This is a genomic window from Lactobacillus xylocopicola (assembly GCF_033096005.1).
Taxonomy (GTDB): domain Bacteria; phylum Bacillota; class Bacilli; order Lactobacillales; family Lactobacillaceae; genus Lactobacillus; species Lactobacillus xylocopicola.
In genome coordinates, this window is record NZ_AP026803.1 from 601,711 (window position 1) to 616,719 (window position 15,009).

Annotated in this window: 16 protein-coding genes and 1 other RNA gene; 15 read left to right on the forward strand and 2 right to left on the reverse strand. The window is 41.3% G+C overall.

From position 1 onward, the window contains the following. The first annotated feature begins 104 nt into the window (after nucleotides 1–104). The 11 genes from comGA (at nucleotide 105) to ssrA (ending at nucleotide 7,801) form a co-directional block, all read left to right on the forward strand. Nucleotides 105–1,079, forward strand: coding sequence for a competence type IV pilus ATPase ComGA (comGA, locus tag R8389_RS03080; protein WP_317638020.1), 975 nt, complete (start codon nucleotides 105–107; stop codon nucleotides 1,077–1,079). Beyond that, complete coding sequence (locus R8389_RS03085; protein ID WP_317638021.1) at nucleotides 1,045–2,049, forward strand: type II secretion system F family protein; 1,005 nt, start codon at nucleotides 1,045–1,047, stop codon at nucleotides 2,047–2,049. The genes comGA and R8389_RS03085 overlap by 35 nt, the downstream gene beginning before the upstream one ends. A gap of 12 nt (nucleotides 2,050–2,061) precedes the next feature. Beyond that, the gene (comGC, locus tag R8389_RS03090; protein ID WP_317638022.1) at nucleotides 2,062–2,406 is read left to right on the forward strand and encodes a competence type IV pilus major pilin ComGC; all 345 of its coding nucleotides are present in this window, start codon (nucleotides 2,062–2,064) and stop codon (nucleotides 2,404–2,406) included. 85 nt (nucleotides 2,407–2,491) lie between these two features. Next, on the forward strand, nucleotides 2,492–2,818 hold the full coding sequence (locus tag R8389_RS03095) for a Prepilin-type cleavage/methylation protein (protein ID WP_317638023.1): 327 nt from the start codon (nucleotides 2,492–2,494) through the stop codon (nucleotides 2,816–2,818). Next, nucleotides 2,805–3,083, forward strand: coding sequence for a hypothetical protein (locus R8389_RS03100; protein ID WP_317638024.1), 279 nt, complete (start codon nucleotides 2,805–2,807; stop codon nucleotides 3,081–3,083). The genes R8389_RS03095 and R8389_RS03100 overlap by 14 nt, the downstream gene beginning before the upstream one ends. Continuing rightward, entirely contained in the window at nucleotides 3,043–3,579 is a 537-nt protein-coding gene (locus tag R8389_RS03105) for a competence type IV pilus minor pilin ComGF (RefSeq protein ID WP_317638025.1), read from the forward strand. The genes R8389_RS03100 and R8389_RS03105 overlap by 41 nt, the downstream gene beginning before the upstream one ends. A gap of 168 nt (nucleotides 3,580–3,747) precedes the next feature. Next, a complete protein-coding gene (locus tag R8389_RS03110) occupies nucleotides 3,748–4,749 on the forward strand; it encodes a class I SAM-dependent methyltransferase (protein WP_317638026.1) in 1,002 nt (333 codons plus the stop codon). Between the two features lie 42 nt (nucleotides 4,750–4,791). Further along, a complete protein-coding gene (locus R8389_RS03115) occupies nucleotides 4,792–5,976 on the forward strand; it encodes an acetate/propionate family kinase (RefSeq protein ID WP_317638027.1) in 1,185 nt (394 codons plus the stop codon). A 159-nt stretch (nucleotides 5,977–6,135) separates the two neighbouring features. Then, nucleotides 6,136–6,549 (forward strand): HIT family protein, encoded by a 414-nt coding sequence (locus R8389_RS03120; RefSeq protein ID WP_317638028.1) that lies wholly within the window; start codon nucleotides 6,136–6,138, stop codon nucleotides 6,547–6,549. After that, nucleotides 6,546–7,355 (forward strand): Cof-type HAD-IIB family hydrolase, encoded by an 810-nt coding sequence (locus R8389_RS03125; RefSeq protein WP_317638029.1) that lies wholly within the window; start codon nucleotides 6,546–6,548, stop codon nucleotides 7,353–7,355. The genes R8389_RS03120 and R8389_RS03125 overlap by 4 nt, the downstream gene beginning before the upstream one ends. A 77-nt stretch (nucleotides 7,356–7,432) precedes the next feature. Beyond that, nucleotides 7,433–7,801, forward strand: a transfer-messenger RNA (tmRNA) gene (ssrA, locus tag R8389_RS03130). A gap of 164 nt (nucleotides 7,802–7,965) precedes the next feature. On the opposite strand, the gene R8389_RS03135 is transcribed toward ssrA, so the two are convergent. Then, nucleotides 7,966–8,835: a LysR family transcriptional regulator gene (locus R8389_RS03135; protein ID WP_317638030.1), complete on the reverse strand. Its 870-nt coding sequence runs from the start codon at nucleotides 8,833–8,835 to the stop codon at nucleotides 7,966–7,968. 126 nt (nucleotides 8,836–8,961) lie between these two features. Between R8389_RS03135 and glpK the strand changes: the two genes are divergently transcribed. From glpK to R8389_RS03155, 4 genes are all read left to right on the forward strand, one after another. Beyond that, a complete protein-coding gene (gene glpK / locus R8389_RS03140; RefSeq protein WP_317638031.1) occupies nucleotides 8,962–10,473 on the forward strand; it encodes a glycerol kinase GlpK in 1,512 nt (503 codons plus the stop codon). 36 nt (nucleotides 10,474–10,509) lie between these two features. Next, on the forward strand, nucleotides 10,510–12,252 hold the full coding sequence (locus R8389_RS03145) for an FAD-dependent oxidoreductase (protein ID WP_317638032.1): 1,743 nt from the start codon (nucleotides 10,510–10,512) through the stop codon (nucleotides 12,250–12,252). A gap of 186 nt (nucleotides 12,253–12,438) precedes the next feature. Next, nucleotides 12,439–13,407 (forward strand): mannose-6-phosphate isomerase, class I, encoded by a 969-nt coding sequence (manA, locus tag R8389_RS03150; RefSeq protein ID WP_317638033.1) that lies wholly within the window; start codon nucleotides 12,439–12,441, stop codon nucleotides 13,405–13,407. 20 nt (nucleotides 13,408–13,427) lie between these two features. Further along, nucleotides 13,428–13,823, forward strand: coding sequence for an SdpI family protein (locus R8389_RS03155; RefSeq protein WP_317638034.1), 396 nt, complete (start codon nucleotides 13,428–13,430; stop codon nucleotides 13,821–13,823). A 291-nt stretch (nucleotides 13,824–14,114) separates the two neighbouring features. On the opposite strand, the gene R8389_RS03160 is transcribed toward R8389_RS03155, so the two are convergent. Continuing rightward, nucleotides 14,115–14,984 (reverse strand): SPFH domain-containing protein, encoded by an 870-nt coding sequence (locus R8389_RS03160; protein WP_317638035.1) that lies wholly within the window; start codon nucleotides 14,982–14,984, stop codon nucleotides 14,115–14,117. Nucleotides 14,985–15,009 lie beyond the last annotated feature (25 nt).

The window sequence follows — 15,009 nt, forward strand, 5'->3', positions numbered from 1 at the left end:
TTAGCTTCAGTCACCCAATTACTTTGGGTGATTTTTTTTGTGTTTATTAAAAAATTTAGCCCTTTTTTGCGTAACTAATAGTGCAGGTAAAAAAGGAGGCTTTTATGCGAATTAAAGAAGTGGTCAACAGCCTAATTGAAAATGCAATTAAGGTCCATACCAGTGATATTTTTTTCTTAGTGCAGCATCAGCAGATTATGGTTAAGTTCCGTACTATCAGCGGAATTACTAACCAGACCACCTTTGGGTTTAATGAAGGTCGAGAAATTATTAACTTTTTGAAGTTTGCCGCACAGATGGACATTGCTGAGCACCGTCGACCCCAAGTTGGCGCATTTGAATATGAATATCAACAAGTCAAGTATTACTTACGCTTATCAAGCATTGGTGATTTTACTGATTGTGAATCCTTGGTAATCAGGATTATTTATCAGGTAAATGATGGTAGTTATTTCTTTACCGAACAGATTGAGCAATTGAAAGACCTGTCCCAAAAACGTGGTCTAGTTGTTACCAGTGGGCCAACCGGCTCCGGCAAGACCACGACCATGTATAAATTGGCCAAGTATGTTGGTCAGAGGCAGATGGTAATGACAATTGAAGATCCGGTTGAAATTAATGAGGAGGCTTTTTTACAGACACAAGTTAATCTGGAAGCCGGCATTACCTACACTAGTCTACTGGAAGCAGCATTACGCCACCGCCCAGATATTTTAATCATCGGTGAGATTAGAAACGCATCAACGGCCCGGTTGGCTGTTGATGCCGCCTTGAGTGGTCATTTGGTGTTTGCAACGGTTCATGCCAAAAGCACGCTGCAGACTATTTCACGTTTGGAGAGCTTAAAGATCAATACAAATGAGCTAAGTAATTGTCTGACAGCTGTTTGCTACCAGCGTTTGTTGCCAACTGCCGGGGGCTTCTCCTGTTTGATGGATATTGCTAGTGGGGCAGTTTTACAAAGTAAAATTGCCCAAAAAAAACGCGGTAATCACGTTGAATGGACCAAACACTTAGTTGGTTTGAAAGAAAGGGGTGAAATTAGTGCGGAAGTATTTGATCAATTCAAAGCAGGATAAGTTGACGAGTCAGGAACGGTTGAATTTTCTAGATTACCTGCAAAATAGCCTGTCCAATGGCTTTTCCCTGAATGCCAGCCTTGAGTTAATGCCAATCCTATGGCCTGAGCGGCAGAACTTAATTAATAGACTCAGCGAAGGAATTCAGACGGGGACAAGTCTAGGCAAGGAACTGCTTAGACTGGGCTTTTCTAAAACAGTGGCTGCTCAGATTGACCTGGCAATGGAACAGGGGAGCTTGTCCGAGTGCCTGGAGCAACTGGCTACGCTCGACCGCTTAAAAAACGAACAGATTAAAAAACTCAAGACAGAGTTATCGTATCCCCTAGTTTTGACAGGGATGATGATCTGCTTGTTATTGTTTATGCAGACTTTTGTCTCAAGCCAGTTCACTGAAGCGGGCGAACATACGGGGGACATTTTGCTGGTTGGCTTACTGGGCTTGGGTTTGTTCTTTGTTTACTACTTGGTGCAGGTCTTAAACCTACTTAAAAAACAGGACTACCGATCTTTGTCCAAATTAGCGCATTATCCGCTTGTCGGTCCGCTCGTCCAGCTCTATGTTAAGTACTTGTTGGTTTATGATGTGGCGATGCTCATTTCAAGTGGTTTTTCACTACAAAAAATGTGTGAGTATGCTATGCGACAAGAAGCCGGGTCGTTGCAACAATTTATTGGGGCTAAGGTGGGTGAGCAGCTGGCCGCTGGCAAGGGCTTGAAAGAAATAGTTGAGAAAGAAGCCTTTCTACCCAACGAGTTGTTACTGCTACTTCAGACTGGTTCGAAAAAGAATGATTTGGGTAGCCGTTGCCTGCTTCTAGGCCAGACACTTTTTGCCGATTTAACAGGTAAAATTGAAAAATTAATTATTAATGTCCAGCCATTTTGTTTTATCTTAATTGGCTTAGGGGTGATTGGGATGTATTTAAAGTTACTATTGCCAATGTATACCATGATGCAAAGTATTTAGGAGGTTTTTAAGATGAAAAAGAAAATGAAAAAGTATCTGCTTAACATTATTGCTAAAACTAGAAAAGCTCAAGGCTTTACGCTGATTGAGATGGTTGTAGTGGTTGCTATTATTGTGATGCTTTTGCTGGTTATTGCACCCAACTTAATGAAGCAGAAGCAGGGCGCAAATGACAAAACAAGTGATGCCTTTAAGACTACCTTGCAGACGCAGGTTAATCTTTATGAAGATGACAAGGACCGTAACAGTAAAGAAATCAGCTTCAAAAACATGTTTGATGACGGTTACTTAACTAAACGACAATTAGAAAAGGCTAAGAATTATCGGGTAAATAACGGTGTGGTTGAAAAGAACTAGGGTAAAGCTGAGAGCTTTTACAGTTTTAGAGATGGTAATTACCCTGGCCATTGCACTTAGTCTCCTGGGGCTAGGAGCGGTGCAGTTGACTACTTATAACGAAAAATTAGTTTTGAACAATACAACTAGACAGCTTAAGAGTTCACTTGAGCAGGCAGCTAGAATTTCGACTATCCGGCATAAGGCTGCGGTAATCAGATACTATCCGGATTCAAAAAAGATCACGATTATTGGTAATGGTTACTCCCGGGTAATCAAGATTAATCAAAAAATAGAAATTCATAACTTATCCAGTCTGAGAATATCTGCGAGTGGTTCAATGCCACCGCATACGATTGTGATTACTAATCAGCGCTATCGGCAAAAGGTAAAGCTACAAATGACGTGGGGAAGAGCAATTGATAGTACTTAATAAGTTAAAAGGCTTTTTGTTGGCAGAAAGTATGACAGCCCTGATGATAGCTGTGATAGCGGTCTCTCTATTGGCACTGGTTGTGGGCGAAAGCAGAGCAACAGAGCGGCAGGTTGAACTAAAAACGGATCGGACCTATGCATGGCATATAATGATAAAAAATGACTTGTCTGAAATCAAGGTTCATGACCATGTCTATCAACTGCGGGGGACAAAGTGTATTTATGATACAACTGAAAAAGAAACTTATTGCGTCAAAAAATAGTGGCTTCATGGTAGCTGGAGCGGTGTTTTCAGTTTTAGTAACATTGCTGGTTGTTTTGCTGTTGCAGGGTTTATTAAAGAGCATAGCTAGTGCTGATCGAGCAACGCACAAGACAGACGACCTAGTTTTTGCATATGTGCAGTTTAACCGCTTCGTAAATGAAGATAAAAATATGGCCTACGTTTTAACTAAGGAGTCGAACTCCAGGCAGGCCGCTCTGGTTAAAATCGATCAAAAGGGCAAGAAAAAAATTTACGTTTTAACTTTCTATAAAAATATGATTCGTGTGACCACTCCAGAAGGTGGGCACATGCCACTTCTACTTGGTGTTAGGACTGCCTCTTTTGAGAGCCGAGAACGACAGATTAAGATCACAGTTACTGAAAAAGACAAACGAAAATCGGAAATTTACTTTAAATTGGATGCCAAGCCAAAGGAGAAAACCAAAGATGAGCCTAAAAAGAATAAAGCTGAAAGCAAGCGCACTATTAAGTAGCGTCTTAGTGCTCTCAACCTGCCTGATTTTTGTGCAGTTCTATCAAGAAGTCTATCGTGATAGCATGCAAAACGATTTTTTGTTAATCGAATACCTGCTTAACAATTGATTTTCTTGTACTTATTACTTCCTTTCTATTAAAATGTTTAAAAGATAGGGGTAAAAGCAATGAAGAGAATTGAAGAACTGTTTAGTGAATTTTTAGATTGTGTCACCTGCTTGCAAGATGCTCTAAATGTATCCTTTAGCGAGGCTCTTACTGAAACCTTTGATAACCTGGAACAAGGCAGAATCAAGGTGGAGATGGGTGCACCAGACAAGGATACGGTTAGTAAGCTAGGCCAAAAGTATGCCGACTTGCACTATGATGACCTTACGCAAAAGATGAAAGTGCGAGTTTATACTTATCTGACGCTTAAGGCCGTTAATGAAGATGGGTTAGACAATAATCAGCTGCCTACGCCGCCGATTGTTTCCACCTTGGTGGCAATGTTTATGAAAAAACTATTGCCTGACCAAAAGCTTGAAGTGGTTGATCCTGCCATTGGAACGGGCAACTTATTGTTTGCTGTAATCAACCAACTAAAAAATGCTAGTCATTCCAAGCTAGACTACCAACTACGCGGAATTGATAATGATGAAGAAATGCTCAACTTGGCTGATGTTGGTGCACATTTGAACCGGATCGAGATTGAGTTATATTGTCAGGATGCACTAACACCGTGGCTATTTGGTCATCCAGATGTGGTCGTCAGTGATCTGCCGATTGGCTATTACCCAATCGACGAGAATGCAGAAAAGTATGCAACGCGAGCTGAAAAAGGCCATTCATTTGCGCACTACCTGTTCGTTGAGCAAATTATTAATAATCTGAAGGCGGCAGGGTATGCTTTTTTGGTTGCTCCGCAATCAATGTTATCCGGTAAGGGCGGAAGTGATTTCATGCCCTGGTTGTCTGAAAAAGTTTTTTTGCGGTCAATTATTGAGCTACCAGACAGGATGTTTCAAAATAAAGCCAATCAAAAGTCTATTTTGATCTTTCAAAATCATGGCGAAAACGTTCAAAGCAGTGAAGTTTTGCTCACAAAGTTAGACTCCATCAAAAGGGAAGAAGACCTAATAAAACTTAATGTTAAACTAAATGAGTGGTATACTAAAAACATTAATTAGTTTGTGAAAAGTTGAAATGATGTGTATGGAGGAATCTAATTTATGAAAAAAGTTTTAGCAATTAACTCGGGGAGTTCTTCTTTTAAATATAAGCTATTTGCTATTCCAGAAGAGCAAGTATTGGCCGAGGGCATGGCAGACCGGGTGGGAATCACTGGTTCATCTTTTGAAATTGAACTGGCAAATGGTGAGAAGCACTCCGAAGAAGTGGCTATTCCCGACCAGGAAACCGCGGTTAACTTATTGCTCAAGGCGCTGAAAGAATATAAAGTAATTGAAGACCTTAACGAAATTGTCGGTATTGGTCACCGAATCGTTGCTGGCGGCGAAGATTTTACTGACTCTGCGCTGATTGACCGGGATAAATTACAGAAAATTTATGATTTGAAGGAATATGCGCCGCTTCATAATCCAGCTCAAGGCAAGGGCATTGAAGCTTTCATGAAGCTGTTGCCAGATGTTCCAGAAGTTGGTGTGTTTGATACTTCATTCCATCAAACATTAGATCCAGTGCACTATATGTATTCAATTCCTTACAAGTACTACGAAAAGTATGGTATCCGAAAATATGGTGCTCATGGCACCTCAGTGCGCTACATTGTTGGTCGGGCCGCGGAAATGCTTGGAAAGGATGCTAAGGACCTCAAGCTGGTTGTTTGTCACTTGGGTTCAGGCGCTTCAGTTACTGCCGTTAAGGGTGGTAAGTCTTACGACACCTCAATGGGCTTTACCCCGATTGCTGGAGTTACCATGGGTACTCGGTCAGGTGACGTTGACCCCTCTGTTCTGCAATACATTATGAACAAGGAAAAGATTGATATTAATCAAATGATTGAAATTTTGAACGACAAGTCTGGTTTATTAGGAATTTCAGAAATTTCTTCAGATATGCGTGACTTGGAGAATAATGCTAGTCAAAAAGCAGATTTAGCACGTGACATTTTTGTTAATCGGGTTAGACAGTATGTAGGTGCCTACATTGTTGAAATGGAAGGTGTTGATGCCATTGTCTTCACTGCTGGAGTAGGCGAACATGATGCTGGTGTACGAGAAAAAGTCATGAAGTCATTTGAATTTATGGGTCTTAAACCCGATCTTGAGGCCAACCAGACAAATGGAGAGAAATTTGTTTCTAAAGCTGATTCTCAGATCAAAGCAATGATTATTCCGACTGATGAGGAATTAATGATTGAACGAGATGTTGTGCGCTTGGCCCATTTAAACTAAAAATTTGCATGAATAAAAAACCGTTAAGTGAAATTCTTAGCGGTTTTTTTGGTTAATTTTTGCTATTATTTAAGAAGACCAATATCGGAGAATATGGAAAAACTTATGAAAGATTAGCAAGTAGATCGGATCGGTTCTGCCATTGCAGGGACCAATCCAATGGTGATAACTGAGTTAGCGGGTGGCTATGTTGTTATGGGCGATACCCAGTTTTTGCCGGGTTATTGCGTGTTATTGCCTAAAAGACACGTCGCTTCTTTAAATGACTTGAAACTTAAAGAAAGAGTAGAATTTTTAAAGGATATGAGCTTGCTTGGTGATGCAATATTAAAAGCGTGCCGGGTGGAAAGAATTAATTACGATATTTTAGGTAACACGGATCATTTTTTGCACGCACACGTTTTTCCGCGGTATAAAACTGAAACAGCAAAAAGGCTGACTAGGCCGGTTTGGTTATACGAGCCCTGCTTTTGGACAGCTGTGAAATATCAGTATGATGACAAAAAGCACGGAGAGATTAGACAGGCAATAGCTGAAGAATTGAAGAGAGAAGTAGAGGAAAAAAGTGAATGATTAAACTAGTAGCAATTGATGTGGATGACACTCTATTAAATAGTCAAGGTAAATTATTGGAATCGACCAAAAGGACGATTAAGCAGGCGGTAGAACAGCAGGTTAAAGTGGTCTTGTGCTCTGGTCGCCCCTTGGCTGGAGTTAAGCACTTCTTGCAAGAGTTAAACATTGTGGCAGATGATCAATATGTCATTACCTTTAATGGATCCGTCATTGAATCAGTGACAGGTAAAGTGTTAAAGAAGTCAGGGCTCAGTTTTACCACGGCCCTAGAGATTGAACAATATTCCCAGCGCCATGATGTGGCCTTTAACTTTGTCGATGCCAATAGTCGGATCATTACGAGTAATCATCACGTTGGCCGGATTACTGTGGTTCAGGCCTGGGAAAACAGTGCTGGCATTTTAGTGAGAGCTACTAAAGAACTTTCAAAGGATAATCAAATAATCAAGGCGGTTTTTGGTGACGAACAAAAAAAACTTGATGACATTGAGAATGATGTCATTAGGCAGTTTGGAGCAGAAAATTATGTTGTTCGTGCAGCTGATAACTTTTTGGAAGTAATGCATAAAAACGTTGATAAGGGTGCGGCACTAAAATTTTTAACTGCCAAACTGGGTCTTGTTCCGAGCGATGTTATGGTAATCGGTGATGAGCGTAACGACATTCCCATGTTTAATTTTGCTGGTACTGCGGTTGTAATGGGTAATGGTTCTGACCTTGCCAAGGAACACGCTGACTATGTTACTTCGTCAAATGATGCTGATGGTATTGAACAGGCGTTTAATGAGTTTGTTTTTAAATAATCACCCAGCAAAATAGGCGCAATAGCGTAGTTTGATAGTAAATGGGAGTCCAATATGCTATAATGAGTGAATCCTAAGGGGATGTTTTGGGATTCGACAGGCGTAGATTCGCATTGACTGCGGTTCGTAGGTCACGTCTACGTAAAAACGTCACAGTTTTTTTCTAACTGCAAATAAAGAAAATTCTTACGCATTAGCTGCCTAATTTAGGCGCATGCGTTGCTTCTTGCCAGATTACTCACGTCTGGCTTCAAGTATCAACTTAGTGAGTTACGTTTAACTACCTCATCTGAATAGTTAAAAAGAGTCATTCCAGGTTAGCTAGTCCATACTAGCCCTGTTATATGGCGTTTTGGACTAGTGAAGTTCAAATAGTATAACTATGATCGTAGAGGTCAGTGACGGAATGCGTCTGGACAGGGGTTCAATTCCCCTCATCTCCATATATAAAAATAAACAGCTTGATAGATTAACGTTTATCAGGCTTTTTTGATAAAAAAGTTCGAAAAAAATAATTAAAGATTTAAAGTGTCCTTATATTGCCAGACACGCTCACTACTTGACTCAGAAGCACGGACAAAAAGTAAATTTACCCAGGCTACTTTTCACTTTATCTGCTCTTACTTAAAAGGTCACCAACTGCGGGATTTTTGTAAATAGCTACTACATCGTATTTTAACGAGGGGAGGTCAGGTAGGTAGGTGACTTGGCCGGCATAAGTTTCCGGAATTGGCACTTCTTTTGGGAAAATTGCCATGCCTTGTCCCAAAAAAACGTTAGTCAAAGCGGCATCGAAACTGTCTTGATAGATCACGTGTCGGTAGTCAATTTTTAAGTCATGCAGAATATTTTTGATTTTTCTTTGGACATCGTTACTATCGGTAGCGGACCATTTTTGTAAAAACAGGGGTTGCTGGGCAATAGCCTGTTTCTTGATTTTGCCGTGTGCATTAAGCAGGCCTTGGTTGAGCAATACACCGAAATTGGCGGTGCCAATTTTTTGACGGTGAATACTTTTGATTTTGCTGACTGCCGTAGAAAAACTAATCAGGACATCAAAGTCACCGCTATCAAGCTTAGGAATACTTCCTGAAAATTTCTCGGTGTCGAGTTGTAGTTGGATACTGGGATGAGTCCTTTTGAGGGCGCGGGCAAGCTGAATGGTCCAGTAGCTGAAGCCGCGTAGATAGTGAATCCGCATAATGTTGTGGGTATTGTCAAGCCCGCTAACTTTTTGAGTAAATGCATAGTATTGCTTCAACAGGGGGACTGCATAATGGTAGAGATTGACCCCCGCAATCGTAACCTTAAAGTGTGAAGTAGAGCGATCAATTAACTGAACCTTTAACTCTTTTTCCAGATTTTTGATAGCGTTACTAATGGCGGTTTGAGAGACAAAATTTCTTTTGGCGGCGGGCGTGAAGCCCTGGGTTTCGACCACATCGACAAAGTATTTAACTGTTAGTAAGCTATATTTCATAGTACCGTATCCTTTTGCTTATAACTTTACCTAATAAGTTATTATCATTATATGTTAGCGCTTACTAAAAAGCGAGGGTAAAATTATCTATGTAGAAATATTAATACTAGCAAAAAGGAGATATAGATGGCTGAAAAATATATTTTGGCGATTGACGAAGGTACGACTAGTACGCGTGCAATCATTTTGGACCATTCTGGTAAAAAGGCAATTGACTCACGCAAAGAGTTTAACCAATATTTTCCTAAACCTGGTTGGGTAGAGCATGACGCCAATGAAATTTGGAATTCAGTATTATCAACAATTGCTAATTCTTTTATTAATTCTGGCATTAAGCCCGATCAAATAGCAGCAATTGGAATTACCAATCAGCGCGAGACCACGGTTATTTGGGATAAAAAGACTGGTCTACCTATTTACCATGCAATTGTTTGGCAGTCACGTCAAACCGCAGAATTGGCAGACCGGTTAATTGCTGATGGTTATCAAAAGATGATTCATGAAAAAACTGGTTTGATTCCAGATGCCTACTTTTCGGCAACCAAGATCAGGTGGATTCTGGATCAGGTTCCGGGCGCTCAAAAACGGGCAGAAAATGGTGAATTGCTGTTTGGAACGATTGATTCTTGGTTGGTATGGAAACTAACTGGTGGTAAGGTTCATGTTACTGATTATTCTAATGCTAGCCGGACAATGCTTTTTAACATTACTAAGTTAGACTGGGATGATGACATTCTTAAGCTGTTGAATATTCCACGTGCCATGTTACCCGAAATCAAAACCAACTCGGAAGTTTATGGTAGCACGGCTGAATATCACTTCTATGGTAGCCAAGTCCCAATCGCTGGGATCGCTGGTGACCAACAGGCTGCACTTTTTGGTCAACTAGCCTTTGAACCAGGTATGATCAAAAATACCTACGGTACTGGTGCGTTTACGGTGATGAACACAGGAGAAAAACCGCAGTTCTCTCACAATGATTTGTTAACGACAGTCGCCTATGGCATTAATGGCAAGGTTAATTACGCCTTAGAGGGGAGTATTTACGTTGCTGGTTCAGCAATACAATGGTTGCGTGATCAATTGGGGCTGATTGACGATGCACCGCAGTCTGAGGAAGCCGCAAGACGCTCAAAAGATAATAATGAGGTCTTTGTGGTGCCCGCTTTTACGGGTTTGGGTGCACCTTACTGGGATTCAAACGTGCGAGGGGCTGTTTTTGGCCTTTCACGAGGCACTTCAAGCGACGACTTTGTCAAAGCAACATTGCAATCGCTCGGCTATCAGAGTCGAGATGTAATCGATACGATGTATAAAGATACGAATATTAAAATTCCTAAGCTCAAAGTTGATGGTGGCGCTGCAAACAATGATTACTTAATGCAGTTTCAAGCTGATATTTTGGGGATCGAAATTGAGCGTGCTGCCAATTTAGAAACCACTGCTTTGGGGGCCGCCTTTTTAGCTGGGCTAGCGATTGGCTTCTGGCAGGATATGGATGATATCAAGAAAATCCAAAAGGCAGGTAAAATTTTCAAACCGCAGATGAGTGGTCAAGAACGCGACCACTTGTATGAGGGCTGGAAGTCAGCCGTCAAGGCAGCGCAAAGTTTTTCTTACAAGCCTTATCAAAAATAAAATAATAGCATTAATTTAAAGAAAGAGATAGTTAAGATGGACTTTTCAATTACGACCCGTAACGAAGAAATAAATTGTTTAAAAAATGAAAAATTAGATTTGTTGATTATCGGTGGTGGAATTACCGGTGCTGGGATTGCTCTGCAAGCAAGTGCTGCTAAAATGAAAACAGGCATAATTGACATGCAGGACTTTGGCGGAGGCACCTCATCTCGTTCTACAAGGTTAGTTCACGGTGGTATCCGCTACTTGAAGACCTTTGATGTTCAGGTGGTTTCAGATACGGTTAAAGAACGGGCAGTTATCCAACACATTGCACCACATATGACCCAGCCGGATCCGATGATTTTACCGATTTATGACGAACCTGGTACAACTTTTACGATGTTTTCGGTTAAGGTGGCGATGGACTTATATGATCACCTGGCAGGGATTGAAGGCGATTCGCCTCTTACCAAGTATGCTAATTACACGATTGATAAGGAAGAAGTGCTAAAGCGCGAACCACAGTTAAACCCGCGGAATTTACAAGGGGCAGGAGTATATTTAGATTATCAAAATAACGATTCAAGACTCGTTTTAGAAAATGTAAAAAAAGCTCATGAACTTGGCTGTATTGCAGTTAGTCGCCTAAAAAGCATCAAGATTCTGCATGATGAACACCAGCGGGTGAATGGGGTCCGAGTTCATGATAACTTGACTGGAGCAGAGTTCGATGTTCATGCCGATGTGGTAATTAATACTTCGGGGCCATGGTCTGACCAAGTTCGTGAGCAAGATGATGCGATTTACAAGAAGCCGCGATTGCGTCCGACTAAGGGGGTTCACTTAGTGGTTGATCAGTCCCGGCTGCAGGTTCCGCAACCGACCTATTTTGGCTCAGGAACAGCTGACGGACGGATGATTTTTACCATTCCTAGAGAAGGTAAGACTTACATTGGAACGACCGATACGGATTTCACGGCGGATTACGCCCATCCAACGGTTGAACAGCATGATGTTGACTACCTGCTGAATATCATTAATAAAAAGTACCCGAGTGCCCACCTCACTATTGATGATATTGAAGCTAGCTGGGCCGGTGTTCGACCTTTAATTGAGGTGGAAATCGAAAAAAATACAGCAGCAGATGCAACCACTGGAGCCAGTGTTTCAGACAGTACGTCTGCGCCATCAGCCGTTTCGCGTGGTAGCTCACTAACCGAAGCTACTGACGGACTGATTACCTTAACTGGAGGTAAGTTGACGGACTATCGCCTCATGGCTAATGGTGCAATGGCCAAGATTAGGGCGGTCCTACATGACCAGTTTAACAAGGAGTTTGAACTTAAAGATTCAGCTAAAATCAAAGTTGCAGGTGGTGACTTTGATTCTGCCAATGCTGAAGCAGAACTTGCGAATATTGCTAAACGTGGTGTTGAAGCTGGTATTAATCCAGAAGATGCAAAAGAAATCGCTAACCTCTTTGGATCTGAAGCTGAGCAAATATTCCACCATGCTCAAGAAATCAAGGCAGCTGATGGTCTGAGCTTAGGTGAAACGGCGGCGCTTGATTACTCACTGGCGGAAGAAATGACTTTAACGCCAGTTGACTATCTATTACGCCGGACCTATCACGTGCTGTTTAAAAATGATACGTTGGATCAAGTTAAAGTAGCTGTCCTCAGGCATATGGCCGATTATTATGGCTGGGATCAAGTACAGATGGAAGAATATACAGAGGATTTGGACAAAGAGATTGCAGAATCGCGATTGGAGGAGTTGAAGCAGCGGAAATAATATTATCAAAAGCAAAGTAGTAAATTATATCCCCAAAAAGTCTAGCAGTAATTGACTGCTGGGCTTTTTACGTGGATGAAGTGGTCAGTATTGAAAGCCGATTGCTCAGCTTTTTCAAATACGGAATAGCAAAAACGGTTTTAATTTTTGAGTGTAAAAGGTTAAACTTAACAAGAGGTGATTTTCATGGAACCGATATTTTTAACGCCATACTTTAGACCCAAAATTTGGGGTGGTCGTAAATTAAAAACGCTGTTTAACTATGACATTCCAGCAGGTAAAGTCGGCGAGGCTTGGGTGATTTCTGGGTATCAAGATGATGCTTCAACCGTTAGTAGCGGTAACTTAAAGGGTGAGAGCCTGCGAACGGTTTACCAAAAATACCCAGAGCTTTTTGGAAATCCCAAAAGTAAAGAGTTTCCACTGCTAGTTAAGTTTCTTGACGCTAATGACAGTCTGTCTGTCCAGGTTCATCCAGATGATGATTATGCCCGCAGAGTGGAGCATGATCGTGGCAAAACGGAAAGTTGGTATGTTTTGCAGGCGGATCCCGGCTCTTACCTGATTTATGGGCATACAGCCAAAAACCGCGCTGAGCTCGCTGAACTGGTCAATCGCGGTGAGTGGGACCAGCTCCTACGCAAGGTTCCGGTCAAAGCTGGTGACTTTGTCTACGTTCCTGCAGGCACAATTCATGCCTTAACTAAAGGTATTTTAGTGATTGAAACCCAGCAGTCAAGTGACGTTACATACCGCCTGTATGACTACGACCGAATTGACCAAAAAACGGGTAAACCCCGTGAACTTCATACGCGAAAATCAATTGATGTTACAACTGTGCCACATGTTGATCCCCAGTTAGAAGTTAAGGTGCAAAAAGAGCAAGATGCCACAATTAAAACGATGGTTGAGCCTCCCGTGTCGCCGCACTTTGCCCTGTGGCAGGTTGTACTTAACGGCAAGTGGGCGACCGGCTTGAAGAATCATCCTTACTTGCTAGTAACGATTATTAAAGGTGAGGGGCAGCTTGAAACTGCTACTGAAAACTATAGTCTACAGCTTGGTACTAACTTGATTATTCCTAATCAGTTAAAGGACTTCACCTTTACTGGTGAAATGGAAATGATTATTTCTACGCCTGGTAGTGATGACTAATTGACCTAGAGGAGAGAAAAATGATTTACATTGCTTGTGGTGCGATTATGGTGGTAGTAGGGCTTTTATGGTGCATTTCACCCTCCAAAAGTCCGAATCCATTGTATGGCTACTCTTCATATTTAGCTCGGGTTAACGATACCAGTTACCACTTTGCGCAGGTAAAGGCTAGGATGTATTTTATCTTGTTTGGAGTAATTCAGTTCTTGCTTGGAGTTGGAATCCATTTCTTAAAGTGGGATCGGTATTTCATCTTGTGGCTGCTGACTTTTTATCTGTTTATTATTTTTCCAATTATTGCGACAGAAAAAAGCCTGAAAAAATTTTTGCTTAATCGCGGCGAGCTGCCACATGATTATGTTGATCCTGATCAGGTCAAACATGAGCAGGTAAAGGGCTTTCGTGGTCATAAGTAAAGTGACGACAACGAAAACACAATAAAACACAATAATACATAAAAAAGCAAGAAATTTAAAAATTTCTTGCTTTTCATTTACATTGATTATTACTATTTCTTTTCAGGAACTGGTAAATTAGGACCAGCTAAATATTTTACATCCGAAGCTTTTAGAGGAATCTGTCACGAATCTACTTACTATTTTACCGTCCTTAGCATAATATGGTGCATCTTTTACAAGATACACTTGAGAGAAGACGCTATACTAATGTAAACAAAAAAGCACTTCTGCAGAAGTGCTTTTTGCTAGTTAATCACTATCCTTTGTCGCCTTGTGCCAAATTTTGGCAGTGGTAGGAATTGCAGCAAGGTTGGTCATATCGTCCTTACTTGTCACGATTAAGTTGTTGGGACCCTCAGCCAGTTTGTTAAAACTGTCAAGACTTTGATTTTTGAAGTAACCGTCACTTGCTGTTGCCAGACTGGCTTGCAGTTGGTTGATTCGGTATGCTTCTGCATCTGCTTCAGTTTTAACTGCCGCAGCCTTAGCTTTAGCGGTAGCAATCAAGGCATCGTTCTTAGCTTTAGTGGTTAGCTCGATGTTCTTAGCCTCACCCTCAGCCTTTTCGATGGCCGCAATTTTTTCTCGGTCAGCGGTCAGTTGCTTATCCATTGCTCGTTGGATTTCGGCACTTGGCAGTAATTCGTCGATGTTGACCCGGACTACCCGAATACCGTAGACATCGGTTAGGTCACCAATGGCATCGGCCAGTTGCGTGTTGATACTGCTGGTTGAACCTAAGGCATCGTTCAGGTCCATGCGACCAATAATATCGCGCAAGTGCCCTCTGATTAACTCGACCATCGACTTAACGGAATCCGTGTTGTTGTAAAAATACTTGTAAGAGTCAGTTACTAAGTAGTTTAACGTCAGACTCGTAGTTATTTCAGCGTTATCCTTGGTGATAATTGAATATTTGGAAATTTCAGCAGGAAACATGGCCAAAGAAACGCGACGCATTTTTTGAATTACCGGAATAATAAAGACTAGACCGGCTTTGACAGTTTTAGAATATTTGCCCAGGGTTTCAATTAAGCCCTCATTATTTTGCGGCACTACCCGACACCCTGATAATAAGAAAATAATAACAAGTAGAGCAATAATTAAAAAGACAAGCAAGGTTAGACCTCCAAGATTAATACTT